At 63.9% G+C, this 23,148-nt stretch carries 23 protein-coding genes; 15 read left to right on the top strand and 8 right to left on the bottom strand.

Annotation, left to right across the window (positions count from 1 at the left end):
* Positions 1-114 precede the first annotated feature (114 nt).
* Genes AC1RRJ_RS02455 through AC1RRJ_RS02465 form a run of 3 tightly spaced genes read left to right on the top strand, consistent with a single transcriptional unit; the run spans position 115 to position 3,025 of the window.
* On the top strand, positions 115-969 hold the full coding sequence (locus AC1RRJ_RS02455) for a cytochrome b/b6 domain-containing protein (RefSeq protein ID WP_493120124.1): 855 nt from the start codon (positions 115-117) through the stop codon (positions 967-969).
* Positions 966-1,745 carry a molybdopterin-dependent oxidoreductase gene (locus AC1RRJ_RS02460; RefSeq protein ID WP_493120125.1) on the top strand — a complete coding sequence of 260 codons (780 nt, stop codon included), beginning with the start codon at positions 966-968 and terminating at the stop codon, positions 1,743-1,745. Before AC1RRJ_RS02455 ends, AC1RRJ_RS02460 begins: the two co-directional genes overlap by 4 nt.
* Before the next feature lie 41 nt (positions 1,746-1,786).
* Positions 1,787-3,025, top strand: a complete 1,239-nt coding sequence (locus AC1RRJ_RS02465) for a class I SAM-dependent methyltransferase (RefSeq protein WP_493120126.1) — start codon at positions 1,787-1,789, stop codon at positions 3,023-3,025.
* Here AC1RRJ_RS02465 and AC1RRJ_RS02470 read toward each other — a convergent pair.
* On the bottom strand, positions 3,013-3,450 hold the full coding sequence (locus AC1RRJ_RS02470) for a DUF1801 domain-containing protein (RefSeq protein WP_493120127.1): 438 nt from the start codon (positions 3,448-3,450) through the stop codon (positions 3,013-3,015). The two genes, AC1RRJ_RS02465 and AC1RRJ_RS02470, sit on opposite strands and share 13 nt — an antisense overlap.
* A gap of 119 nt (positions 3,451-3,569) precedes the next feature.
* Between AC1RRJ_RS02470 and AC1RRJ_RS02475 the strand changes: the two genes are divergently transcribed.
* The 5 genes from AC1RRJ_RS02475 (at position 3,570) to AC1RRJ_RS02495 (ending at position 9,388) form a co-directional block, all read left to right on the top strand.
* Entirely contained in the window at positions 3,570-4,787 is a 1,218-nt protein-coding gene (locus AC1RRJ_RS02475; protein WP_088474447.1) for an argininosuccinate synthase, read from the top strand.
* Positions 4,788-5,347: 560 nt separating this feature from the next.
* The gene (locus tag AC1RRJ_RS02480; protein WP_493120128.1) at positions 5,348-6,073 is read left to right on the top strand and encodes a hypothetical protein; all 726 of its coding nucleotides are present in this window, start codon (positions 5,348-5,350) and stop codon (positions 6,071-6,073) included.
* Positions 6,074-6,114: 41 nt separating this feature from the next.
* Positions 6,115-7,125 (top strand): threonine aldolase family protein, encoded by a 1,011-nt coding sequence (locus tag AC1RRJ_RS02485; protein WP_493120129.1) that lies wholly within the window; start codon positions 6,115-6,117, stop codon positions 7,123-7,125.
* A complete protein-coding gene (locus tag AC1RRJ_RS02490; RefSeq protein WP_493120130.1) occupies positions 7,122-8,090 on the top strand; it encodes a DMT family transporter in 969 nt (322 codons plus the stop codon). The genes AC1RRJ_RS02485 and AC1RRJ_RS02490 overlap by 4 nt, the downstream gene beginning before the upstream one ends.
* 26 nt (positions 8,091-8,116) lie before the next feature.
* Positions 8,117-9,388: an alpha/beta hydrolase family protein gene (locus tag AC1RRJ_RS02495; RefSeq protein WP_493120131.1), complete on the top strand. Its 1,272-nt coding sequence runs from the start codon at positions 8,117-8,119 to the stop codon at positions 9,386-9,388.
* Here AC1RRJ_RS02495 and murA read toward each other — a convergent pair.
* The gene (gene murA, locus AC1RRJ_RS02500) at positions 9,375-10,658 is read right to left on the bottom strand and encodes a UDP-N-acetylglucosamine 1-carboxyvinyltransferase (RefSeq protein ID WP_493120132.1); all 1,284 of its coding nucleotides are present in this window, start codon (positions 10,656-10,658) and stop codon (positions 9,375-9,377) included. The two genes, AC1RRJ_RS02495 and murA, sit on opposite strands and share 14 nt — an antisense overlap.
* A 127-nt stretch (positions 10,659-10,785) precedes the next feature.
* Here murA and AC1RRJ_RS02505 point away from each other — a divergent pair, with 127 nt between their 5' ends.
* Complete coding sequence (locus AC1RRJ_RS02505) at positions 10,786-11,715, top strand: DMT family transporter (RefSeq protein ID WP_493120133.1); 930 nt, start codon at positions 10,786-10,788, stop codon at positions 11,713-11,715.
* A gap of 142 nt (positions 11,716-11,857) precedes the next feature.
* Complete coding sequence (locus AC1RRJ_RS02510) at positions 11,858-12,985, top strand: DUF3011 domain-containing protein (RefSeq protein ID WP_493120134.1); 1,128 nt, start codon at positions 11,858-11,860, stop codon at positions 12,983-12,985.
* 20 nt (positions 12,986-13,005) lie between these two features.
* Here the strand turns inward: AC1RRJ_RS02510 and AC1RRJ_RS02515 are convergent, their stop codons facing one another.
* Together AC1RRJ_RS02515 and AC1RRJ_RS02520 are read right to left on the bottom strand one after the other, a co-directional pair.
* Positions 13,006-13,626 carry a 2-hydroxychromene-2-carboxylate isomerase gene (locus tag AC1RRJ_RS02515; protein WP_493120135.1) on the bottom strand — a complete coding sequence of 207 codons (621 nt, stop codon included), beginning with the start codon at positions 13,624-13,626 and terminating at the stop codon, positions 13,006-13,008.
* Positions 13,620-14,351: an SDR family oxidoreductase gene (locus AC1RRJ_RS02520; RefSeq protein WP_493120136.1), complete on the bottom strand. Its 732-nt coding sequence runs from the start codon at positions 14,349-14,351 to the stop codon at positions 13,620-13,622. Before AC1RRJ_RS02520 ends, AC1RRJ_RS02515 begins: the two co-directional genes overlap by 7 nt.
* 177 nt (positions 14,352-14,528) lie before the next feature.
* Between AC1RRJ_RS02520 and AC1RRJ_RS02525 the strand changes: the two genes are divergently transcribed.
* Complete coding sequence (locus tag AC1RRJ_RS02525; RefSeq protein ID WP_493120137.1) at positions 14,529-15,023, top strand: winged helix-turn-helix transcriptional regulator; 495 nt, start codon at positions 14,529-14,531, stop codon at positions 15,021-15,023.
* 32 nt (positions 15,024-15,055) lie between these two features.
* On the opposite strand, the gene clpS is transcribed toward AC1RRJ_RS02525, so the two are convergent.
* The 3 genes from clpS to AC1RRJ_RS02540 form a co-directional block, all read right to left on the bottom strand.
* Positions 15,056-15,382 (bottom strand): ATP-dependent Clp protease adapter ClpS, encoded by a 327-nt coding sequence (gene clpS / locus AC1RRJ_RS02530; RefSeq protein WP_493120138.1) that lies wholly within the window; start codon positions 15,380-15,382, stop codon positions 15,056-15,058.
* Positions 15,383-15,610: 228 nt separating this feature from the next.
* Positions 15,611-16,354, bottom strand: coding sequence for a phasin family protein (locus AC1RRJ_RS02535; RefSeq protein ID WP_493120139.1), 744 nt, complete (start codon positions 16,352-16,354; stop codon positions 15,611-15,613).
* Between the two features lie 123 nt (positions 16,355-16,477).
* Positions 16,478-18,268, bottom strand: coding sequence for a PHA/PHB synthase family protein (locus tag AC1RRJ_RS02540; protein WP_493120140.1), 1,791 nt, complete (start codon positions 18,266-18,268; stop codon positions 16,478-16,480).
* Positions 18,269-18,384: 116 nt separating this feature from the next.
* Here AC1RRJ_RS02540 and AC1RRJ_RS02545 point away from each other — a divergent pair, with 116 nt between their 5' ends.
* The 3 genes from AC1RRJ_RS02545 (at position 18,385) to AC1RRJ_RS02555 (ending at position 21,538) form a co-directional block, all read left to right on the top strand.
* Complete coding sequence (locus AC1RRJ_RS02545) at positions 18,385-19,605, top strand: LL-diaminopimelate aminotransferase (protein ID WP_493120141.1); 1,221 nt, start codon at positions 18,385-18,387, stop codon at positions 19,603-19,605.
* Positions 19,602-20,087, top strand: coding sequence for a DUF2721 domain-containing protein (locus tag AC1RRJ_RS02550; RefSeq protein ID WP_493120142.1), 486 nt, complete (start codon positions 19,602-19,604; stop codon positions 20,085-20,087). Before AC1RRJ_RS02545 ends, AC1RRJ_RS02550 begins: the two co-directional genes overlap by 4 nt.
* Positions 20,088-20,221: 134 nt before the next feature.
* The gene (locus AC1RRJ_RS02555; protein ID WP_493120143.1) at positions 20,222-21,538 is read left to right on the top strand and encodes a spinster family MFS transporter; all 1,317 of its coding nucleotides are present in this window, start codon (positions 20,222-20,224) and stop codon (positions 21,536-21,538) included.
* Here the strand turns inward: AC1RRJ_RS02555 and AC1RRJ_RS02560 are convergent.
* A complete protein-coding gene (locus tag AC1RRJ_RS02560; RefSeq protein ID WP_493120144.1) occupies positions 21,535-22,125 on the bottom strand; it encodes an NADPH-dependent FMN reductase in 591 nt (196 codons plus the stop codon). The two genes, AC1RRJ_RS02555 and AC1RRJ_RS02560, sit on opposite strands and share 4 nt — an antisense overlap.
* 101 nt (positions 22,126-22,226) lie before the next feature.
* Between AC1RRJ_RS02560 and AC1RRJ_RS02565 the strand changes: the two genes are divergently transcribed.
* Positions 22,227-23,120, top strand: coding sequence for a haloalkane dehalogenase (locus tag AC1RRJ_RS02565; protein WP_493120145.1), 894 nt, complete (start codon positions 22,227-22,229; stop codon positions 23,118-23,120).
* The last annotated feature ends 28 nt before the right edge of the window (positions 23,121-23,148 follow it).

A 23,148-nucleotide genomic window follows, 5' to 3' on the forward strand; every position in this document is an offset into this window, starting at 1 on the left:
CGCGGCCTCGTCATTGCGAGGGCCGAAGGCTTGTGGCAATCCGGGGCTGTGTAAAACCGCTCTGGATTGCTTCCTGCGGCCTTCGCCGGGGTCGCAAGGACGCGCAGGAGGAATATGGCCGAGACCGTGAATCCTGCCGCCGTTCCATCCGATGCCGGCCCTTCGGTGCGTGTCTATCGCCACCGCTTGCCCACCCGCATCTGGCATTGGGTCAATGCGGTCACGCTGCTGATCCTGCTGATGAGCGGGCTGATGATCTTCAACGCCCATCCGCGCCTCTATTGGGGCGAATATGGTGCGAATGCCGATCCGGCGTGGCTGGCGATCGGATCGACCCCTAACACCGGCTATTTGCGCGTTGGTGAATGGCGGGTCGAGACGACTGGCGTGCTCGGCCGTTGGACCGATGCGGCGGGGGAGGAGCAGACCTGGGCCTTTCCCGGCTGGTCGACGATCCCGACCAGCTATAATCTCGCCGATGGACGGCGCTGGCATTTGTTCTTCGCGTGGGTGCTGGCGATCGGGTTGACGCTTTACATGCTATGGACCGTCTTCGGCGGGCATTTGCGCAAGGATTTGCACGTCCGCCGCGCCGAATGGTCGCCGCGGCATATCTGGAGCGACATCAAGGACCATGCCCGGCTGCGCTTCCCGGCCGGCGCGGCGGCGGCGCGCTACAATATCCTGCAAAAACTCAGCTATATATCGGTCATCTTTGTCATGTTGCCGCTGATGATCGCGACCGGGCTCACCATGTCGCCGGGGTTCAACGCCGCCGCACCGTGGCTGCTCGACCTGTTCGGGGGACGCCAGTCGGCGCGTTCGATCCATTTCCTTGTCGCCTGGGGGCTCGTGGCCTTCTTCTTCGTCCATGTCGCGATGGTGCTGCTTGCCGGGCCGGTGAACGAGATACGCTCGATGATCACGGGCTGGTTCCGCCTGCAACCCGACCGGGGCGACGGCGCATGAGCGAATTAATCCTCCCGCGGCGCCAGCTGATCGCGCGGGCCGGTGGTCTCGCCGCTGCGGCGGGCGCCTTGCCGCTGCTCGCCGGCTGCGACGCAATCAACGATGCGCCGGTGGTGCGCAAAATTCTTTCGATGGGCGAGGTGATGCATCAGCACAGCCAGCGCGCGCTGACCGATCGCAACGCGCTCGCGCGCGAATTCACCCGCGCCGACCTGTCGCCCGTCTTTCGCCCCAACGGTACGCGGCTTCCCGAAGGGGCGGCTTATGCTGCGCACGCCGCGCGCGGCTTTGCCGACTGGCGGGTCAGCGTGTCGGGGCTGGTGAATACGCCCTTGTCGCTGTCGCTCGCCGATATTCGCGCGATGCCGCAGCGCACCCAGATCACCCGCCACGACTGCGTCGAGGGATGGAGCGCGATCGGCGAATGGACCGGGGTGCAGCTAAGCCACCTGCTCGCCGCAGCGGGGCTCAAGGACCGCGCGCGTTTCATCGTCTTCCGCTGCGCCGACCGCATCGGCGACGCCAATTATTACGAAAGCTGCGACCTCGTCGATGCGCTGCACCCGCAGACGATTCTCGCCTGGGCGCTCAACCGGCAGGTTTTGCCGATCGCCAATGGCGCGCCGCTGCGGCTGCGCATCGAACGGCAATTGGGGTATAAGCACGCCAAATATCTGACCGGGATCGAGGCCGTTGCGAGCCTTGACAGCATCGGTTCAGGCAAGGGCGGATATTGGGAAGATCGTGTTGATTATGAATGGTATGCGGGCATCTGAACGCAACCTTCTCGCGCCCGAAATGTTGTGAGATTGCTCCCATGTCGATTCTACGCCCGTTTCTCTCCCGCATTGTCCGACAAGGCCGACTGACCGTCGTCGCGCTCGACGGCACGACTGAAGTCTTCGGCCAGCCCGCGCCCGGCTTTCCCGACATCACTATCCGCTTTGCCCGCAAGGCCGCGATGCGCCGCATCATTCTCGACCCGCGGCTCGGCGCGGCAGAGGCGTTCATGGATGGCGATCTCGAACTCGTCGATGGCGATATCATGGACTTCATCGGCCTGATCCGCATGAACACGCCATGGGATCGCGGGGAGACGCTCAAGGACAAGACACGCGTCGGCGAATGGTTCGACGGGGTGAAAACGCGGCTGAACTCGATCAACCGCCGCCGCCAGTCGCGCGCCAATGTCGCGCATCATTATGACATCGGCAACGATCTCTACCGCCTCTTCCTCGACGACGACATGCAATATAGCTGCGCTTACTGGCCGCGCGAAGACATGTCGCTCGACGAAGCACAGGCGACGAAAAAGGCGCACATCGCCGCCAAGCTGGCGCTGAAACCGGGGCAGCGCATTCTCGACATCGGCTGCGGCTGGGGCGGTATGGCGATCACGCTCGCGAAGCTCGAACAGGTCGAGGTGCTCGGCATTACCCTGTCTGAAGAACAGCTTGCACTCGCGCGGCAGCGCGCCGAGGAGGCCGGGGTCGCCGACCGCGTGCGCTTCGAACTCGTCGACTATCGCGACCTTGCGACGCGCGAACCCGGCCGGTTCGACCGCATCGTCTCGGTCGGCATGTTCGAACATGTCGGCGCCGCCAATTTCGAGACCTTCTTCCGCGCCGCCGCCAATCTGATGACCGCCGACGGGGTGATGCTGCTCCATACCATCGGCCGGTTTGGAGGCCCCGGTGCGACCGATGCCTTCACCCGCAAATATATCTTCCCCGGCGGTTATATTCCCGCGCTCAGCGAAACGCTGGCGGCGAGCGAGAAAAGCCGCCTGATCGCCACCGATGTTGAAACGCTGCGCCTTCATTATGCGCTGACCCTGCGCCAATGGTATGTGCGGACGGTGGCGCATGAGGCCGAGATCACTGCGATGATGGGCGCGCGCTTCTATCGCATGTGGACTTTCTATCTCGCCGGGGCGACCGCGGCGTTCGAAAGCGGCGGCATGGGCAATTACCAGATCCAGTTCGCGCGCAGCCGTCACGCATTGCCGCTGACGCGCGACTATATTGCGGCGACGGAGCGCGGCTATTCGGGGTAAAGCTGGTTCATGCTGTCCCAGCTCAGCGCGACAAGCTGTTCCAGCACATCAAGATCTACGTCGGAAAGCTTGTTGATATAGAGGCACGACTTGCCGGTCTTGTGCTTGCCGAGCTTTGCGAGCAGCGCGTCGGCCTCGGCCTGCCGGTCGCAATAATGGCCCATCAGATAGAGCGTCATCGCCGCCTTGCGCGGGCTGAACCCGGCGCGGGCCATCGTGCCCTTGTGGCCGCTGTCATAGGCGTAGTCATAGCTGCCATAGCCGATGATCGATGGCCCCCACATTTTGGGGTCATGCCCGGTGACCCGGCGGTGGATTGCATCGACGACCGTGGCCTCTTCGCGGCGGCGGGCGTCGGGGACCGCAGCAATGAAGTCGGCGACGGACATACCGGTCGCCCTGGTCTTCAGTTCTGCCTTTGCCATCGCGTCTCTCCCGGTCGCACAATAGCTGGCGCAGGGGGCGATGCCAATCGCAAGCCGGTTGCGCCGGGGGCGGGGGACTGCTAGCCGCGCCCGCGTCTTTCCTCGCCAAAAGGTGCCCTATGTCCGAGTCTTTCAAACGCGTCGTTCTTGCCTATTCGGGAGGGCTCGATACCAGCGTTATCGTGAAATGGCTGCAGGTCACCTATGGCTGCGAAGTCGTGACCTTCACCGCCGATCTCGGGCAGGGCGAAGAGCTGGAGCCCGCGCGCGCCAAGGCCGAGCTGATGGGGATCAAGCCCGAGCATATTTATATCGACGATCTGCGCGAGGAATTCGTCCGCGATTTCATCTTCCCGATGATGCGCGCCAATGCGCGTTATGAGGGCGATTATCTGCTCGGAACCTCGATCGCACGCCCGCTGATTTCGAAGCGCCTCGTTGAGATTGCCGCCGAAACCGGCGCCGACGCGGTCGCGCATGGCGCGACGGGCAAGGGCAATGATCAGGTGCGCTTCGAACTCAGCGCCTATGCGCTGAACCCCGACATCAAGGTGATCGCGCCGTGGCGCGAATGGGATCTGGCCAGCCGCACCGCGCTGATCGAATTCGCCGAAAAGCACCAGATTCCGGTTCCCAAGGACAAGCGCGGCGAAAGCCCGTTCTCGACCGACGCGAACCTCCTCCACACGTCGTCCGAGGGCAAGGTGCTCGAGGATCCGTGGGAAGAAACCCCCGACTATGTCTATTCGCGCACGGTGAACCCCGAGGATGCGCCCGACACTCCCGAATATATCACGATCGATTTCGCAAAGGGCGACGGCATCGCGCTCAACGGCGAAGCGATGTCGCCCGCGACCCTGCTTGCTGCGCTCAACGATCTCGGCCGCAAACATGGCATCGGACGCCTCGATCTGGTCGAGAACCGTTATGTCGGTATGAAGTCGCGCGGCATGTATGAAACGCCTGGCGGCGAAATCTATGCCCGTGCCCACCGCGGTATCGAAAGCATCACCCTCGACCGCGGTGCGGCGCACCTCAAGGACGAGCTGATGCCGAAATATGCCGAGCTCATCTACAATGGTTTCTGGTTCAGCCCCGAGCGCGAGATGCTGCAGGCGGCGATCGACCACAGCCAGGAAAAGGTCGACGGGACGGTGCGGCTGAAGCTGTACAAGGGCAATGCCTCGGTCGTCGGGCGCAAATCGCCGAACAGCCTGTACAGCGAACGCCATGTGACCTTCGAGGATGACGCAGGTGCCTATGACCAGAAGGATGCGGCGGGCTTCATCAAGCTCAATGCGCTGCGCCTGAAGCTGCTCGCCAAGCGCGACCGCTGAACGGAGCGCCACGCCGCGGGGCGGCTCCGCCCCCCAAAGCATGACCATCGACGGGCCGGTGCAGCATTTGCTGTCCCGGCCCGTTTCCGTTTGCCCGGTTGTCGAGCGCCTTTTTCATGGCGTTGAATACGGAACGGCGTGGCCTGGAGGGCGGCGGCTTGTTCATGATCGTTGCAGGAAAATTTGCTATTGGCCGGAAGTTCGGGCGGCGGATGCAGATACTCTCGTGGAGAGATTGCCGCCAAACAGAAGGTGGCAGGTTATGCAGGATCCATCGCCTATCGACCAGGCCGACTATGACTGGCAGCCTTGCTTCATCATACTGCCCCGTGTGGGCAGGTTTATGGATCGTCATGGTGTGCGGCGCCGCCTGATTCTGCCGGGACCATATTTCGTCCGGCGTTCGCGATCGATGGGTGGCTGGATTTATCGCAGCCGTTGATGCTTGCGTCCAAGGCTGCGGGCAGGCTGCTGCTCGCCCCACTTTGTGATGGACGGGTGTGCGATAACCGACAATGCTGACATCCGGACGGTAGTTTTGCCGAAGGAATGTCTCTGCCATGCGGTTCTTTGATTTTTCCTCGTGGCAAAGCATAGGGGCGACGCTTCTCGGCCTGGTGCTCGTTACCTTCATCGGGGTTGGCATCCGCCTGATCGTCATGATGACCATCCAGCAGCGGCGCGAGCGGATGAACCGTCAGATCAACGAACGACTGCGTACGCTGATCGCCGCCTACAAGACGCTGGGCGGTTCCTTTACCGGCGACCTGACGGTCGATCCGCGTCACCTGCGCGATTTGCGCCGGGCGCCTGGCGCTGCCGAACCGGTGCCCGATCTGCCCAATGACGAAGCCGGCGGCGGCGAATCGGACCGGCCGAGACGCATCCGCGATGCGGTGGAGGCCGCGCTGTCCGACATCATCCTGCTCGGGACGGCAAAGCAGGTTCAGTTGGCAAGCCGGGCCGCGCAGGAACTGGTGGACGGCCGACCGGTGCATACCCATGCGCTGGTTGTCGAACTGCGGGATTTTATCCGCAAGGCGCTCGACCTCGATCCTGTTCCAGCGGATGTTGCCATCCCTCTGCAGGGGCCGACGCGCCCGGCGAATAGCGGCGGAAAAGGCGGCGCCGGACGCGGGAGCGAGGAGCGCGGCGGCGGGGGCGGGCGCGGCGGCGGCGGCGGTATGGGAATGGCCGGCGGCGTGGGGCTGGCGGGCGGCGCAAGTCTCGCGCGGGGCACCGCGGCAGAGAGCGATGGCACGGCCGATGGACCGCATTCGAAATAACAGGTTAACAAGGCAGCGCGACCTGGGCTAAGGCTCATGGCGTGACCGCGACCCGCTTTTTCTCCGACAATGCCGCCACCGTTCATCCCGCTGTGATGGATGCGCTGGTTGCCGCCAACCATGTCGATACGGCCTATGACGGCGATGCGATCAGCCAGTCGCTCGATGCCGCCTTTTCGGAGCTGTTCGAAACGCCATGCGAAGTCGTGTGGATCGGGACAGGCACCGCAGCGAACAGTATCATTCTCGCCCATTTCGTGCGGCCTTGGCAGGGCATCCTCTGCTACGAGGAGGCGCATATCGAAGTCGACGAATGCGGTGCGCCGACATTTTACTCGGGTGGGGCCAAGCTGATGACGCTGCCCGGGCGCGGTGCGAAGATCGATGCGGGAGCTTTGCGGACGCGGATCGCAGGCATTCGGCAGGACGTTCATCAGGTTCAGCCCGCCGCGATCAGCATCACCAATGCCACCGAATATGGTCTCGCGTGGCGTCCTGACGAAGTCGGTGCGATCAGCGAGATCGCCCGGTCGAGCGGGATGAAGCTGCACATGGACGGCGCGCGCTTTGCCAATGCGGTCGCGCATCTGGGCTGTGCGCCTGCCGACGTGACCTGGCGCGCGGGGGTCGACGCGCTTTCGTTCGGCTTCACCAAAAACGGTGCGATGATGGCCGAGGCGATTGTCTTTTTCGGCGGCAGCGGCGGCGCGGGGGTGCGCGAACTCAAGAAGCGCGGCGGTCATTTGCTCAGCAAGGGGCGCTTCGTTGCGGCGCAGATCCGCGCGATGCTGGCGGACGATCTGTGGCTGGTCAACGCGCGTGCCGCCAACGCCGGCGCCGCAGCACTTGCTGCCGCTTGCAATTCGCGGCTGATGTATCCGGTGGAGGCCAACGAGCTGTTCATTCGCCTGACCGCGGAGGAAGCGGCCCGGCTGCGTGCTGCGGGGTTTGATTTTTACGACTGGGGCGACGGCGCTGCGCGCCTGGTCGTTAGCTGGGATCAGGATGCACAGGCGGTTGCGCCGCTGGCGGCCGCGATTTCGGCGCTGTGAGTCAGCAACCGCTGACGCTGCTCAACCCGCGCGTCCTCCTTCCCTTTGCGTTGGTGACCCTGATCTGGGGATCGACGTGGATTGTCATCACGGGGCAGCTGGGCATCGTGCCGCCGAGCTGGTCGGTGACCTATCGCTTTGCGGTCGCCGCGATCGCGATGTTCGCCTTTGCCGCGATCCGGCGCGAGCGACTGGGGCTCGAGCCGCGCGCGCTGGCCTTTGCCGCAGTCCTCGGGATTGCGCAGTTCGCGTTCAACTTCAACTTCGTCTATCGCGCCGAACAGCATATCACCTCGGGCCTCGTTGCGGTGCTTTTCGCGCTGCTGATCGTCCCCAACACGTTGATGGGCCGCATCTTCCTGAAAACCCCGCTCGAACGACGCTTCCTTGCCGGGGCAGGGATTGCGATCGTCGGCGTCGGGCTGATGATCCTTCACGAATATCGCGCTGCGGCGCTCGGCCCCGCCGCCGTGCTGACCGGGACGGCCTTCACCCTCGCTGGCGTCACCAGCGCTTCGATCGCCAATGTGATGCAGGGCAGCAAGATCGCCCGCGCCCAATCGATGACGGTGATGCTCGCCTGGGCGATGCTGTTCGGCGCGTTGATCGACGGCAGCTTTGCTTGGATCACCACCGGCCCGCCGGTGATCGAGCCGACCGCGGCCTATCTCGGCGGGGTCCTTTATCTCGGCGTCATCGCCAGCGCGGTGACTTTCCCGCTCTATTTCAACATCATTCGTGCGGTCGGACCGGGGCAGGCGGCGTGGTCGAGCGTCCTCATCCCGATCATCGCAATGGGTTTTTCGACGGTGTTCGAGGATTATCACTGGGCGCCGCTGTCGATCGCCGGCGGCGCGGTCGCGCTGATCGGACTGGTGATCGCGGTCGCCAAGCGGCCCGAGCGGCCTTCGGTCAGCGGCAATATGGTGTCGGTTCCGGTGGAGAGCGAAACCCCGTTGCCATAAGTGTATTGTTTAAATAATACGGCCGTATGAAGAAACTTCTCGGCACCCTGTTCGCTTTTGTGATCCTCCCGGCCGCGCCTGCCTTTGCGCAGACCGCCTGCGAGCCGGGCACCTATGTCGCCCCTGACGGCGACTTTGTGGTGCTGGTCAAGTCGCCCGCGGTCCCCGCTCCCGCACTGCGCTATATGTTTCGCGACGGGCAGCGCGGTGCGACATCGGACGTGGGCGCGCCGCTGCTATGCGGCGCCGACGATGTGACGGTGAGGGCAAAGGCATGGAAGCGGATCGCCTTTCGCGAGACTCCGGCGACCTTCGACAGCGTCGGTACGAAGATGACGGGTGTGCTGATCGAGCCGCCCGGCGCACCCGATGCGAAGCGACCGCTCGTCGTCATGGTTCACGGGTCCGAACGCTCCTCGCCGATCGGCGGCCTCTATGGCTATGCGATGGCGGCGCAGGGCATTTCGGTGTTTGTCTATGACAAGCGCGGCACCGGCGGGTCGGACGGCGAATATACGCAGAATTTCGAATTGCTCGCCGACGATGCGGTGCACGCGCTCGAACAGGCGCGCGACATGACGGCCGGGCGTCACGGCCGTGCAGGCTTTTTCGGCGGCAGCCAGGGCGGCTGGGTCGCGCCGCTCGCGGCAACGCGGACCAAGGCCGATTTCGTCGCAATCGGTTTCGGCCTCGTCGCTTCGCCGATCGAGGAAGATCGCGAGCAAATGGTAACGGAGGTTCGCGCGGCCGGGCTGGGGAACGATGGGATTGCGCTGGTCAATCGGTTGTCGCGGGCGACGGCCGGGCTGGTGCTGTCGAACTTCACACAAGGCTATGATGCGCTCGACGCGGTGCGACGCGATATGGCGGACAAGCCGTGGGCCGTGAAGGTCGAGGGCGAATATAGCGGCGCGATGGCGCGGATGACGAACGACGACCTCAAACGGATCGGGCGCGCACGTTTCGACAATGTCGAGCTGATCTGGGACTATGACGCGGTCGCGGCGCTGCGGAAGCTTCAGGCGCCGCTGCTATGGGTGCTCGCGGGCGAAGACCGCGAAGCTCCGATCGAAACGACGCGCGCGGCGCTGCTCGACCTCAAGGCCGCGGGCAAACCGGTCGACGTCTATCTCTTTCCGCAGACCGATCATGGCATGTGGGAATATACCACCGATGCCCATGGCGAACGGCAGGTCACGCGCATCACCGATGGCTATCTGAAGCTGCTCGGCGACTGGATCAAGGGCGACGTGCGCGGCCGCTATGGCCGCGCCGAACGCCTGACTAGCCCGCGCTGATCCGCTCGATATCGGCGCCCACCGCCTGCAATTTCTCTTCGAGGCGCTCGTAGCCACGATCGAGATGATAGACCCGGTTAACCTCGGTCGTGCCCTCGGCGGCGAGGCCGGCGATGATCAGGCTCATCGAGGCGCGCAGGTCGGTCGCCATCACCGGTGCACCGACGAGGCTGTCGACGCCGCGCACCACGGCGCTGCGGCCGCGCACGTCGATGTCGCAGCCCATGCGGGCGAGTTCGGGGACATGCATATAGCGGTTTTCGAAGATGGTTTCGGTGAACAGGCTGGCGCCCTTGCCGAGCGTTGCCATCGCCATGAACTGCGCCTGCATGTCGGTCGCAAAGCCCGGATAGGGCGCGGTCGACAGCGTGACGGGCTCGGCGCGACCGGACATGGCGACGCGGATGCCGGCCTTGGTTTCCTCGACCGTCGCCCCGGCTTCGCGGAGCGCCGCGAGGGTCGCTTCCATTTCGCTTGCCTTCGCGCCGACCAGTTCGACGTCGCCCTGGGTGATCACGGCGGCGCAGGCATAGCTGCCGGCCTCGATGCGGTCGGCCATGACGCGATAGGTCGCGCCGTGGAGGCGGTCGACGCCTTCAATCGTCAGCGTTTCGGTGCCGATGCCCTCGATCTGCGCGCCCATCGCGACGAGGCAGTTGCACAGGTCGACGATCTCGGGCTCGCGCGCGGCGTTTTCGAGGATGCTGCTTCCCTTGGCGAGGACGGCGGCCATCACGGCATTTTCGGTCGCGCCGACCGACACGACGGGAAAGGTGAATTTGCCGCCGGCAAGGCGTCCGCCGGGCGCGCTCGCTTTGACATAGCCCGAGGCGAGTTCGATTTCGGCGCCCAAGGCTTCGAGCGCTTTGAGATGGAGGTCGATCGGACGGTTGCCGATCGCGCAGCCGCCGGGGAGCGAGACGGTCGCCTCGCCCGCGCGCGCGAGCAGCGGGCCGAGCACGAGGATCGACGCGCGCATCTTGCGGACGATGTCATAGGGGGCGACGGTCGAGGTGAGGGTGGTCGTGCGCGCGGTCATCACGCGGCCGAAATCCTCGGGCCGCGAGCCTTCGATCGTCGTCGAACAGCCGAGCTGGTTGAGCAGATGCCCAAAGCCATCGACATCGGCGAGGCGCGGCAGGTTGCGCAGCGTAAGCGGCTCGTCGGTGAGCAACGCGCACGGCAGCAAGGTGAGCGCGGCGTTCTTGGCGCCGGAGATGGGGATACGGCCCTTGAGTCGCTGGCCGCCGCGAATGACGATTTGATCCATCGGCTGTCTTTAGCGCACGCCAGCCGACACGCAAGCGGGTCGCGCGACCGTGCCTGTTGCCACCACCGCATTTAGTCTGAAAAGATGGCGCGAACGAACAGGTTGGCCGGGCAAACGGATTCGGGGGATGATGACAAAGGGTGACAAGCCGATCGCGGCGCTCTGGTCGCGCGCTTATTTGTTGCTGACGATGACGGCGCTGTTCTGGGCGGGCAATTCGATCGTCGGGCGCGCGGCGCGCGATCTGGTGCCGCCCGCCGCGCTGTCCTTCTGGCGCTGGGCCATCGCGCTATGCCTGTTGTTGCCGCTCGCCTGGCCGCATTTGAAGCGCGACTGGCCGGTGCTGCGCGCGAACTGGCCGATCATGCTGTTGCTCGGGACGCTGGGAATCGGCGCGTTCAACACGATGCTCTACACCGGGCTGCAGACGACGACCGCGCTCAATTCGATGATGCTGCAATCGGCGCAGCCGGCGCTGATCCTGATGGTCGGCGCGCTGGTGATGGGGGACCGGACGAGCGCGCGGCAGATCGCCGGGGTATTGGTCTCGCTTGGCGGGGTTCTGATCATCATTTCGCGCGGCGATATCGGCGCGCTGCTCGGGCTCGAGCTCAATGCCGGCGATGCGATTATCGGGGTCGCGGTGGTTTTGTGGGCGATTTACTCGGTGTTCCTGCGGCGGCGCCCGTCAGTCCATCCGCTGAGCTTCCTCGCGGCGTCGATCATGGTCGGGATCATGGTGATTTCGCCCGTCTATGCCGCCGAACTCTGGCGCGGCCGCGCGATCGTTCCGGGGTGGGAAAGCGGGCTGGCGATCGCCTATGTCTCGATCTTCCCGTCCTTCCTTGCCTATCTTTTCTTCAATCGCGGGGTCGAGTTGATCGGGTCGGCGGCGACCGGCCAATATCTGAATGTCATGCCTTTGATGGGAGCGGGGCTGGCGATGCTGTTCCTCGGCGAAACGCTGCACCTGTTCCATATTGCGGGGTTGGCGCTGGTGGTTGCGGGGATATTGGTCGCCGGGCGCAATGTGCAGGCGCCCGTCGCGGCGCAATAGGCCGGGCAGGGATGGTTAAATCGTCATCGATCGGCGGTGACTTTCCGCATGGTATTCGGGGTCATAGTGTGGGATTATTCGCGCTATTCGAATGAAGCATGGGCGTGCGGAACGGATATATTCACAACAGGGAGAATGGATCATGCGGAATCCTGTCATCACGATCGTCACCACGGCATCGTTGATTGCGTCACAACTGGCCGTTCCGGTCGTGGCCCAGACACGACCCGCTCCGTCGACGGGGCCGGAGATATTGCCGATGCCTTCGCAGCCCGGCGAGCCGGTGACCAGGCCGACGTGGCCCACGCGACCCACCGACCCGGTCACCCGGCCGACGCCGTCGCGGCCCGGCTGGGGCGGACCCTCGATCCAGCCACCGCGACCGGGCAATGATTTTGCCGGAACGATCCGCTGCGAGTCGCGCGGCAACAAGATCCAGCGCTGTAACGTCCGCACCGAAAATCGCGTCGAGCTGCAACGGGTGATCGGCGGGCGATGCTCGAAGGGGCGCGACTGGGGCTTTACCACGAACCAGATCTGGGTGTCGGGCGGCTGCCGCGCCGAATTTGCTTATGGCTATGGTTATGACAATGGCGGCGGCTATCCGACCCCGCTGCCGCAGCCGGTCGGGGATTATGCGGGGACGATCCGCTGCGAATCGCGCAACAACCGCTACGAACAATGCAATGTCCGCACCAACGACCGCGTCGAGCTGGTGCGCCGCTTGGGCGGGACGTGCAATGACGGGCGGCAATGGGGCTACACCTCCTCTTACGTCTGGGTGAACAGCGGGTGCCGTGCCGAATTCGGCTATGGCTATGGCAACAGCCGTCCCGACAAGGATAAGGACAAGGGGCCGAGCACGGGGCTGATCATCGGCGGCATCGTCGTTGCGGGCGGATTGCTGGCATTGCTCACGAGCAAGAAGAAGAAACCGGCGACCGAAGGTACGCCTGCGACCGAAGTCGAAGAAACGGTGACGACGCCGACCTATCCCGCTGGCCCTCCGGCGACGCTTTCGGCCAATCTGGGCAGCCTGCCGAGCGCGGCGCGGTCGTCGGTGCAAAATTGCCTGAACGATGCGGCGCGCCAGATTGGCGTGACGGGCGGGACGCGGCTGTCCTACGACCGGCTGGTCAATCTGGAACAGGGCAATGGCGGTTGGCGTATCCGCGCCGCGATGACCGCGACCTATCCCGACGGCAATCGCACGCTGGAAATGTACTGCCGCGCGACGCCGACGCAGATCATCCAGCTGGATTTCAGCTAAATCGAGGGGGCTCGCTGCAGTCAGACTGCGGCGAGCGCCTCTTCGACCTGCGCCAGCCGGTCCTTGCCGAAGAATATATCTGCACCGACGAAGAAGGTCGGGATGCCGAAGGCGCCGCGCGCAACGGCGGCTTCGGTGTTGGCAACGAGCTTTGCCTTGATCCCGGGTTCCTGCGTGCGCGCGAGGAGGGCGGGGCCGTCGAAACCGTTGGCTGACAGGAAGGTCGCGATCACGTCGGGATCGTCCATCTTCAGGCCCTCCTCCCACATCGCGCGGTTCACCACGTCGATATAGTCGTCGAGATTGCCTTCGTCGTCGGAGACGATTGCGCCGCGCATGATCGTCAGCGTGTTCACCGGGAAATGCGGATTGATGCGGAACCTGGCCAGACCATGCCGCTCGATGAAGCGGCGCATCTCGAGATTTTCATAGGCGAGTTTGGCGGGGGCGTCGGCATATTGGACCATCGGCGCCCTGTTGCCCGTTGCCTTGAAAATGCCGCCGAGGAGGCAGGGCGTGACGATAAGGTCGGCGCCGGTGCGGTCGAGCAGCTCAGGCAGGACTTTGAGCGTCAGATAGGCGTTGGGGCTGCCGAAATCGAAGATGAGTTCGAGGGTTTTCGGAGGGCTTTGGGTCACCATTTTTCTCCCCAGGGGCGAAGGTCGAGTTCGTGGGTCCACGCGCTTTTTGGCTGTTTGTGGAGCATCACATAATTGGCAGCGATGGCCCCGGGGTTGAGGATCAGATCCTGCGCCTTGGCATTGTCGAAATCGGGGTGGCGGCCCTTGATGAAGTCGGTGTCGATCGCACCGTCGATAACGCTGTGCGCGACATGAATGCCCTGTGGCCCGAGTTCGCGCGCCATCGACTGCGCGAGCATGCGTAGCGCCGCTTTCGCGCCCGAAAAAGCAGAGAATCCCGCGCCGCCGCGCAGGCTTGCGGTCGCGCCGGTGAAGATGATCGTGCCGCGGCCGCGTGGCTGCATGCGCTTCGCTGCTTCGCGCCCCATCAGGAAGCCGCCGAGGCAGGCCATTTCCCAGACCTTGGTGTAAACGCGCACCGTGGTTTCGGTGATCGGGAAATTGACGTTGGCGCCGATGTTGAACACCGCGACCTCGACCGGGCCGACCTCGGCCTCGACCTGGTCGAATAGCGCGATCATTGCCGCTTCGTCCCGCGCGTCGGCGGGAAAGGCACGCGCCTCGTGTCCTTCATCGCGGATGGACTGCGCAAGCGCTTCCAATGCGTCGGCATTGCGTTCGCGGCGGTTGACGCAGGCGGTGAGACCTTCGGCCGCGAAGGCGCGGGCTATGGCGCCGCCGGTGGCGTCGCCGGCGCCGATGATGACGGCTGCGGGATTGGGCATAAGCGAATCTCCTCTTGCGCCCGATAGTAACTATGATAATCATAGTGACAAGAGATTTTTGATCGGCGTGTCGCTTGTCCGGCTTCCCGGCGAAAGCCGGGGCCCATGAAGGCAAAGGCGATCTCGCCTTTTGTGCCCCGGCTTTCGCCGGGAAGCATTTGATGACATGGAAAGCCAATGCCCAAACGCGCGAATCTCTCGGATACATATTGCCCCGTCGGCCGATCGGCCGAACTGCTCGGCGATCGCGCGGTGTTGTTGATCCTGCGCGAGCTGTTTTTCGGCCGGCGGCGGTTCGAGGTCATGGCGCAGAATACGGGGCTGGGGCCGCAGCTGGTGTCGGCGCGGCTCAAGCTGCTTGTCGACGAAGGCGTCGCCGAGCGGCGCGCCTATCAGGAGCGACCGCTCCGCCACGAATATTGGCTGACCGACAAGGGCAAGGGATTGTTCGAGGTGCTGTACGCAATGCGCAACTGGGCTGAACGCTGGGTCTATGCGCCGGGCGAGACCGGCGATGGACCCGCGATCCGCTACATTCACCGGGCCTGCGGGACCGATGTCGGGACGGCGAAAATCTGTCCGGGTTGCGGCACCGAGCTCGGCTATGGCGATTTGAAGGGCGAGCCTTCGGCGGTGCTCACGGTCGAGCAGACAGCGCGGGCAGGCAATTAATATCCCTCCCGCAAGCGGGAAGGGTAATCAGATCACGCCTTCTCCAGCGTACATTGCAGCGGGTGCTGGCTCTGACGCGCGGCGTCCATCACCTGGTTCACCTTGGTCTCGGCAACCTCGTAACTGAACACGCCGCACACGCCGACGCCCTGCTGGTGGACGTGGAGCATCACCTGCGTCGCCTGTTCGATGTCCATGTTGAAGAAGCGTTGCAGCACCATCACGACGAATTCCATCGGGGTATAATCGTCGTTGAGCAGCAGCACCTTGTACATCGAAGGCTTTTTGGCTTTCGCGCGGGTGCGTGTCGCGATGCCGACGCCCGGCGAACCGGGGGCGCCATCGTCCTTGTCCGCCATGGCGCGGGTGGGATGAGAGTGGGAAGCAGGAAGCATCATCGCAAGAATATCGCAAGCAACGGGCGAAGCGCAAGGGGCGGGGTGTCACATTAACCCGCTTTTCGTCGCCCTTGGGTGCCCAAAAACAAGAACCGCCCGCTTCCCGGGGGAAGCGAGCGGTCTTGGGGGCGTCAGCGCGGGCAGGGAGGGGGAGAGGGGCCCGCGCCAACTTTCGGAAAATAAAGGCCCTTAGGCTGCCTTCATCTTCGAAGTGATGACCGACACGCGGTTCGAGATCGGAGCGAAGCTTTCGTTCGTCAGCTTGACGACCAGTTCGCTGGTCTTCGAGGTCTGCGCAACGGCGGCGTCGAAAGCCTTCTTGCTGTTCTCGGCATAAAGCTTGAAGAAGTCGACCGGCGACTTGACGGCGGTGTAGCCCTTCAGTGCGGCGGTGGTGTCTTCAAAGCTCTTGCGAGCGAAGGTCACGCCTTCCTGGCCGAGAACTTCGAGGTTCTTGGCAGCGATCTTGCCGGCTTCGACGAGAGCTTCGACGTTCGCCTTGTTGAATTCGACGGCTTCTTCAGCGATCTTGCTGGTCTTGGCCATGGCTTCCTTCGCCTTTTCGTTGAAGTCGGCGGTCAGGGCTTCGGTGCGGGTTTTCGCTTCGTCGGCGAACTTCTTGACGGTGTCGTTCATGGTCTTGAATCCTTTGGTGGCGGCTGCGACCGGTTTCGGTGCGGCTTTGACTGGCTTGGGGGCAATGGTCTTTGCGACCGCCTTCTTGGGGGCGACCTTCTTGGCGGCTGCCTTGGGAGCAGCGGCCTTTTTCGCGACCGGCTTGGCTGCTGCCTTGACGGTTGCGGGTTTCACGGGTGCCGGAGCGGCGACGGGCGTCGCAACGACCGGAGCAGCGGGAGTCGCCACGGGGGCGGCGGGGGTTTCCAGCGTTGCGGCTTCGAAAGCCTTTTCAGCACTATCCATCTTGGTAGCCATCGGGACAACTCCTTTTATGTTGCAGTGCACAATATAGGAGTGATTCGGGCATTTCAAGAGATTTATTGTGCAGTGCACAAAATTCTTGCCGCCGTCATCCAGAGGCAGGATATTCGCTAGATATTACCGCCGTTTGACATAGCGACCGGGGGCGTCCTCGATCGCCTTTTTGGCACCTTTCCCGGGGATGCGCGCACCCTTGACCGGAATTTTTTCGCTGTCCTGGGCGCGAATCCACTCGATCCAGTGCGGCCACCAGCTGCCCTTGGTCTCGCTGGCGCCCGCGACAAACTCGTCGAGTGACGCGGCATTGCTGTCGCCGGTCCAATATTGATATTTGCCCGCCGCGGGCGGATTGACCACCCCCGCAATATGTCCCGACCCCGCGAGCAGGAAGGTTTTGGGACCCGCCAGATGGTCCATCAGCCGCCACACGCTGGCGAGCGGCGCGATATGATCCTCGCGCCCTGCCTGGATGAAGGCGGGGGTTTTGATCTTGCCAAGATCGATGGGCGTGCCGCACGCCGACAGGCTGCCCGGGACGACCAGCCGGTTGTCGCGATAGAGATCGACCAGATATTGGCGGTGCCACCTGGCGGGCAGGTTGGTGGTGTCGCCGTTCCAGTAGAGGAGGTCGAAGGGCGGATAGTCATTGCCGAGCAGATAATTGCTGACGACATAATTCCAGATCAGGTCGCGCCCGCGCAGGCTGTTGAAGGTCGCGGCCATATAGCGGCCGTCGAGATAGCCCGGCGCCGAAAGCTGTTCGAGCAAGGCCAGATAGCCGTCGTCGACGAACATCTTGAGTTCGCCGGCATGTTCGAAATCGACCTGCGCGGTGAAGAAGGTGGCCGACTTCACCCGCTCGGCTCCGCCCTTCGCCGACAGCATCGCGAGCGTTGCGGCGAGCGTCGTCCCGGCGACGCAATAGCCGATGGCGTGGACCGCGGGGACACCCAGCACATCGCGCACCGTGTCGATCGCATCGACCTGCGCCGCGATATAATCGTCCCAGACGATATCCTTCATCGACGCATCGGCCGATTTCCACGACACCATGAACACCGACAATCCCTGTTCGACCGCCCAGGCGACGAAGCTTTTCGCGGGATTAAGGTCGAGGATGTAAAAACGGTTGATCCATGGCGGGAAGATGACGAGCGGGACCGCCAGTACGTCCGGGGTTGCCGGCGCATAGTGGATCAGCTGGTAAAGATCGGTCTCGTGGATGACCTTGCCCGGCGTCGTCGCGATATTGACCCCGACCTCGAACGCGTCGGGGTCGACATGGCTGAGCTGCCCGCGCGCGAGATCGGCGAGCATATGCTTGAGCCCCTTGAGCAGGCTTTCGCCGCGCGTTTCGACCGCGCGCTTGATGACCTCGGGATTGGTGAGCGCAAGATTGGTCGGGGCCAGCGCGTCGGCCATGTTCTTTGCGGCAAATTCCAGCTTGGCGCGTGCGGCATCGTCGAGCCCCGGAAGCTGGCGCGTCGTCGCGAGCAGCTGGTCGGAGAGCAGGCCATAGGTCTGGCGGATCAGCGCGAAGGCTGGGTTTTGCGTCCAGTCGGGATCGGCGAAGCGGCGGTCCTTTGGCGCTTCGGAGGCTGGAGCCGGTGCCATCGCGGGATTCAGCGTTGCGAGTGAGGTCCAGAAGGCCACGCCCTGTTCCCACATTTTCGATGTCTGTTCGGCCCACAACTGGCTCGCCGGATTGTCGAGCCATTTGGCCGGGTCGAACAAGGCGACTGCGTCCTTGGCGCCCTCTGTCTGGCCCGCCATATATTCGAGCATCATCTGCTGAGCGCGGCCCATCACGCTGGTCCAGTGCTGCATATCGTCGGGCGAGGGCATGAAGGGAAAAGGGACGTCGGTGGTGTCGCTGCTATCGCCGTTTTTGGGGCCTGCGTCGCTCATGTTTGTTCCCGCTGGTCAGTGCCGATATTATGCCTATAACAAGCCGCGGCGCGGCTGGCGAGCAGCCCGTTCGCGCCTTTCCGGAATATAACGTAAAGGAGTTGTTCTAGTTTCTCATGTCTGAAGATGAATTCTATCGCATCAAGCGCCTGCCGCCCTATGTCATCGCCGAAGTCAATGCGATGCGTGCGGCCGCCCGCGCCTCGGGCGAAGACATCATCGACCTGGGAATGGGCAACCCCGACCTGCCGCCGCCGCCGCATGTGATCGAGAAATTGTGCGAAGTGGCGATGAAGCCCGACGCGCACGGCTATTCGCAGTCCAAGGGCATTCCGGGGCTCCGCCGCGCACAGGCCAATTATTACGCGCGACGCTTCAACGTCGAACTCGACCCCGAGACCGAGGTTGTCGTGACGATGGGGTCGAAGGAAGGTCTCGCGAGCCTCGCGACCGCGATTACCGGTCCGGGCGACGTCGTGCTGGCGCCGAACCCCAGCTATCCGATCCACACCTTCGGCTTCATCATCGCCGGGGCGACGATCCGCAGCGTGCCGACGACGCCCGATGAGGCTTATTGGCGCGCGCTCGACCGCGCGATGGCGTTCACCGTGCCGCGCCCGTCGATTCTCGTCGTCAATTACCCGTCGAACCCGACGGCCGAGACGGTCGACCTCGCTTTCTATGAGCGCCTTGTCGCATGGGCGAAGGAAAACAAGGTCTGGGTTCTGTCCGACCTCGCCTATTCGGAGCTGTATTACGACGGCAATCCGACCCCTTCGATCCTGCAGGTTCCGGGCGCGAAGGATGTCGCGATCGAATTCACCTCGATGTCGAAGACCTATTCGATGGCGGGCTGGCGCATGGGCTTTGCAGTCGGCAACAAGCGGCTGATCGCGGCGATGACGCGCGTGAAATCCTATCTCGATTATGGCGCCTTCACCCCGATCCAGGCCGCGGCGTGCGCCGCGCTCAACGGACCGCAGGACATCGTCGCGCGCAACCGCGAACTGTATCAGAAGCGCCGCGACGTGATGGTCGAAAGCTTTGCCCGTGCGGGTTGGGATATCCCCAGCCCGAAGGCGTCCATGTTCGCCTGGGCGCCGCTACCCCCGGCGCTCAAGGAAATGGGCAGTCTCGAATTTTCCAAGCAATTGCTGACCGAGGCCAAGGTCGCGGTCGCGCCCGGCGTCGGCTATGGTGAGGATGGCGAAGGTTTCGTCCGCATCGCGATGGTCGAAAACGAGCAGCGCATCCGTCAGGCGGCGCGCAATATCCGCAAATTCCTTCAGGCGCACGGCGTCAACACCCCGTCGGTCGCGGCCGGCAACGGGGGGTGACGCTCCCGGACGCGAGCGCGATTGCGCAGACGATCCAGCTGTCGGTCACACCAGTATTCCTGCTGGTGGCGACCGGCAGCCTGCTGAACGTCATTGCGGGGAGGCTCGCGCGTGTCGTCGACCGGTCGCGTTCGCTGATGGCGCGCTGGCACGAGACCGAGGGGCAGGAGCATGACCGGATTGTTGCTGAACTCCGCATCGCCGACCGGCGTATGGGGATCATCAACAATTCGATCCTTTCGGCGGTCGCATGCGGCATTGTCGTCTGTTTGCTCGTTGCCTTGCTGTTCACCCAGGCCTTTACGGGGATCAACCTGGGGGTTGCCGCGTCATGGGCCTTTGGGGTCGCCATGCTCCTTTTGCTCATATCGCTGATCCTGTTTCTGATCGAGGTGCGGCTGGCCATCCGGGCCATTCAGGTCCCGATGGAATTGCTCGAGCATGAGCAGTTGAGCTGGAAGCAGCGGCTGGGCGGGCACTAGTGCCCCGGTAATTTTTTCTGCCGCCGCGCGGCCAAGCCGCCGTAGCGGCAACCGTGAACCTGCCCTTTTCAACCCGTCCCAATGGCGTTGACAGGGCAGGGAGGCGCCTGCACCCTCCGTATCCGGAGAGTGTAATGAACCAGAAAACGGCCTTCCCCCGAGGCGTCGGGTCGCAGCCCGCCGACGGCGTTTCCACGCAGACGCGAACGATGCTGTGGCTGTTGCTGATCGTCTATATCTTCAATTTCCTCGATCGGCAGATCGTCAATATCCTCGCCGAACCGATCAAGGCAGACCTCGGTCTGTCGGATACCGAACTCGGCCTGCTTGCGGGGCCCGCCTTCGCGGTCTTTTACGCCCTGCTCGGTATTCCGATCGCGCGCTATGCCGACAAGGACGGGACGAACCGGGTGCGGTTGATCGCGCTCTCGCTTACCATCTGGTCGGCGATGACTGCGGTGTGCGGGCTCGCGCAGAATTTCGTCCAGCTGTTGTTCGCGCGGATCGGCGTCGGGGTCGGCGAGGCGGGGTGCACTCCCGCGGCGCACTCGCTGATCAGCGACAGTGTGCTGCCCGAAAAGCGCTCGTCGGCGATCGCCTTTTACGGGATGGGGGTGCCGATCGGTTCGCTGCTCGGGCTGATCATCGGCGGGGTCGTCAACGACCTTTATGGCTGGCGCATCGCATTGATGCTCGTCGGCCTCCCGGGCCTGATGCTCGCGCTGGTCGTATTGTTCTTTATGCGCGAACCGCGTCACAGCCGCTCGGCCGAAGCGGCTGCCACAGCGGCGGCGATCGTGCCGCTGTCAACGCGCGAGGCGCTGCGCGAAATCTTCGCCTCGCGCGCCTATATTTATATCCTGATCGCGTCGTCGGTCGTCGCCTTCCTCGGCTATGGCAAGGGATTGTGGACGATCAGCTTCTTCATCCGCAGCCACGGCCTGTCGACGACCGAGGCGGGACTGTCGATGGCGGTCGTACTGGGGCTTGCGGCCGCGCTCGGCACATGGCTGGGCGGCAAGCTCGCCGACAAGTTCGGGGCGCGTGACAAGCGGCACATATTGACCTTTCCCGCCTTTGGCATGGCGATCGTCGCGCCGATCCTGTTCCTTGGCTATTATATGGAACATTGGCTGGTCGCGATGGCGTTGCTGGTCGTGCCCAGCATCGTCAACAACGCCTATTATGGCCCCGCCTATGGTTGTGTGCAGGGACTGGTGCGGCCGCAAGCGCGCGCTGTCGCTGCATCGGTGATGCTGTTCGGGCAGAATCTGATCGGGCTGGGGCTGGGGCCGTTCCTGTTCGGGGTACTGTCCGATGCGCTGGCGCCGGTCGCAGGACAGGAAAGCGTGCGCTGGGTGCTTTACGGCGCGGCGTGGCTTGGGTTGATTCCGGCCTTTTTCTTCTGGCGCGCGAGCCTGCGGCTGAAGGCGGAATTGAAATCGGGTTAGAAGGGCGCGCCCGTCTTCGCGCGCTGCGTTTTTGCCGCGTCGGTCCACCAGCCGAGATCGTCGGCGAAGCGCGGGAAGGCCTTGGCGAGGCGTCCCCCATCCTCGCCCGTCGGCTGGCCGTCGCCGTCGAAGGCGCCGCCGATACGCGCGAGGCTCAGCGGCGTCGAGGTGACGACCATTCCCATCGCGCCGAGTGTCGTGCGCCATGCGGTCGCCGAGCGGACGCCCGCGAAAGGGCCCGCCGAGTAAGAGGCGATTGCGGCCGGGCGCCAGGCATATTCGGCCAGATAATGATCGACGAGATTTTTGAGCCCGGGTTGCAGCCCGCCATTATATTCGCCGGTAACGAAGACATAGCCGTCGGCCGCCGCGATTTTCGAAGCGAGCTCGGCCATCGCGGGCGGCGCTTCGCCCGCCGCATGGTCGCTGAACCGCCGGTCGAGCATCGGCAGGTCGATCGCCTTGGCGTCGATCAGCTCGGCGCTGTCGCCGCGTGCGGTGAGGGCGTCGACGATCCAGCGGGCGAGCTTGATGCCCTGCCGGTCGCGGCGGTAGCTGCCATAAAAGACAAGAATGTGCCGGGTCATGCTGCCTAGGTGCCACGGGACGAACCGAAACGAAAGAGGCGTGCTTGCGCATAGGCGATTGCCGCCTAAGCTGGCGCCGGGACAATGGGGGAGGAAAGCGGATGCGCGTCTATCGCACGCCGGACGAAAATTTTGCGGCTTTGCCGGACTGGCCGTTTGCACCAAATTATCTGGAAATCGCCGACGGGCTGCGCGTCCATTATGTCGACGAAGGCGCGGCCGATGCGCAGCCGGTGCTGATGCTCCACGGCGAACCGACGTGGGCCTATCTTTATCGCCATATGATCGGGCCAGCGGTCGATGCGGGGTTTCGCGTTGTCGCGCCCGACCTGATCGGCTTTGGCCGGTCGGACAAGCCGCTCGATCGCGGTGCGTACAGCTATGCGGCGCAGGTGGCGTGGATGCGGCAGTGGATCGAGGCGCTCGACCTTCGGGGCATCATTCTTGCCTGTCAGGATTGGGGATCGTTGATCGGCCTGCGGCTCGTCGCTGAGATGCCCGATCGCTTTGCGGGGGTGGCCTTATCGAACGGCGGGCTGCCCGAGGGGCAGGCGGCGCCGCGCGCTTTTGCGATCTGGCGTGCTTTCTCGCGGTATAGTCCGGTCTTCCCGATCGGAAAGATCGTCAAGGCGGGGACCAAGCGTGAATTGAGTGCTGCGGAAATCGCCGCCTATGACGCGCCCTTTCCGACGCGGGCCTCAAAGGTGGCGGCGCGGATCTATCCGGGATTTGTGCCGCTGGGCGACAATGTCGCGGTGCCCGATCAGAAGCGCGCGTGGGCGGCGCTCGAAGGCTTCGACAAGCCGTTTCTGTGCTGTTTTTCCGATGGCGATCCGATCACGCGCGGCGGTGATGCGCTGTTCACCGCGCGCGTGCCGGGGACGCGTGGCATGGCGCATCGCACGCTGAAGGGCGGGCATTTCATTCAGGAGGATGACCCGGCGGGCTTCGTCGCGGCGATCCGCGATGTGGCGGCGGCGGGACGGTCGAAATGATCCGGATCCTCCCCATCGCCTCGCGACG

This window comes from Sphingopyxis sp. GW821-FHT12C06, from assembly GCF_058807415.1.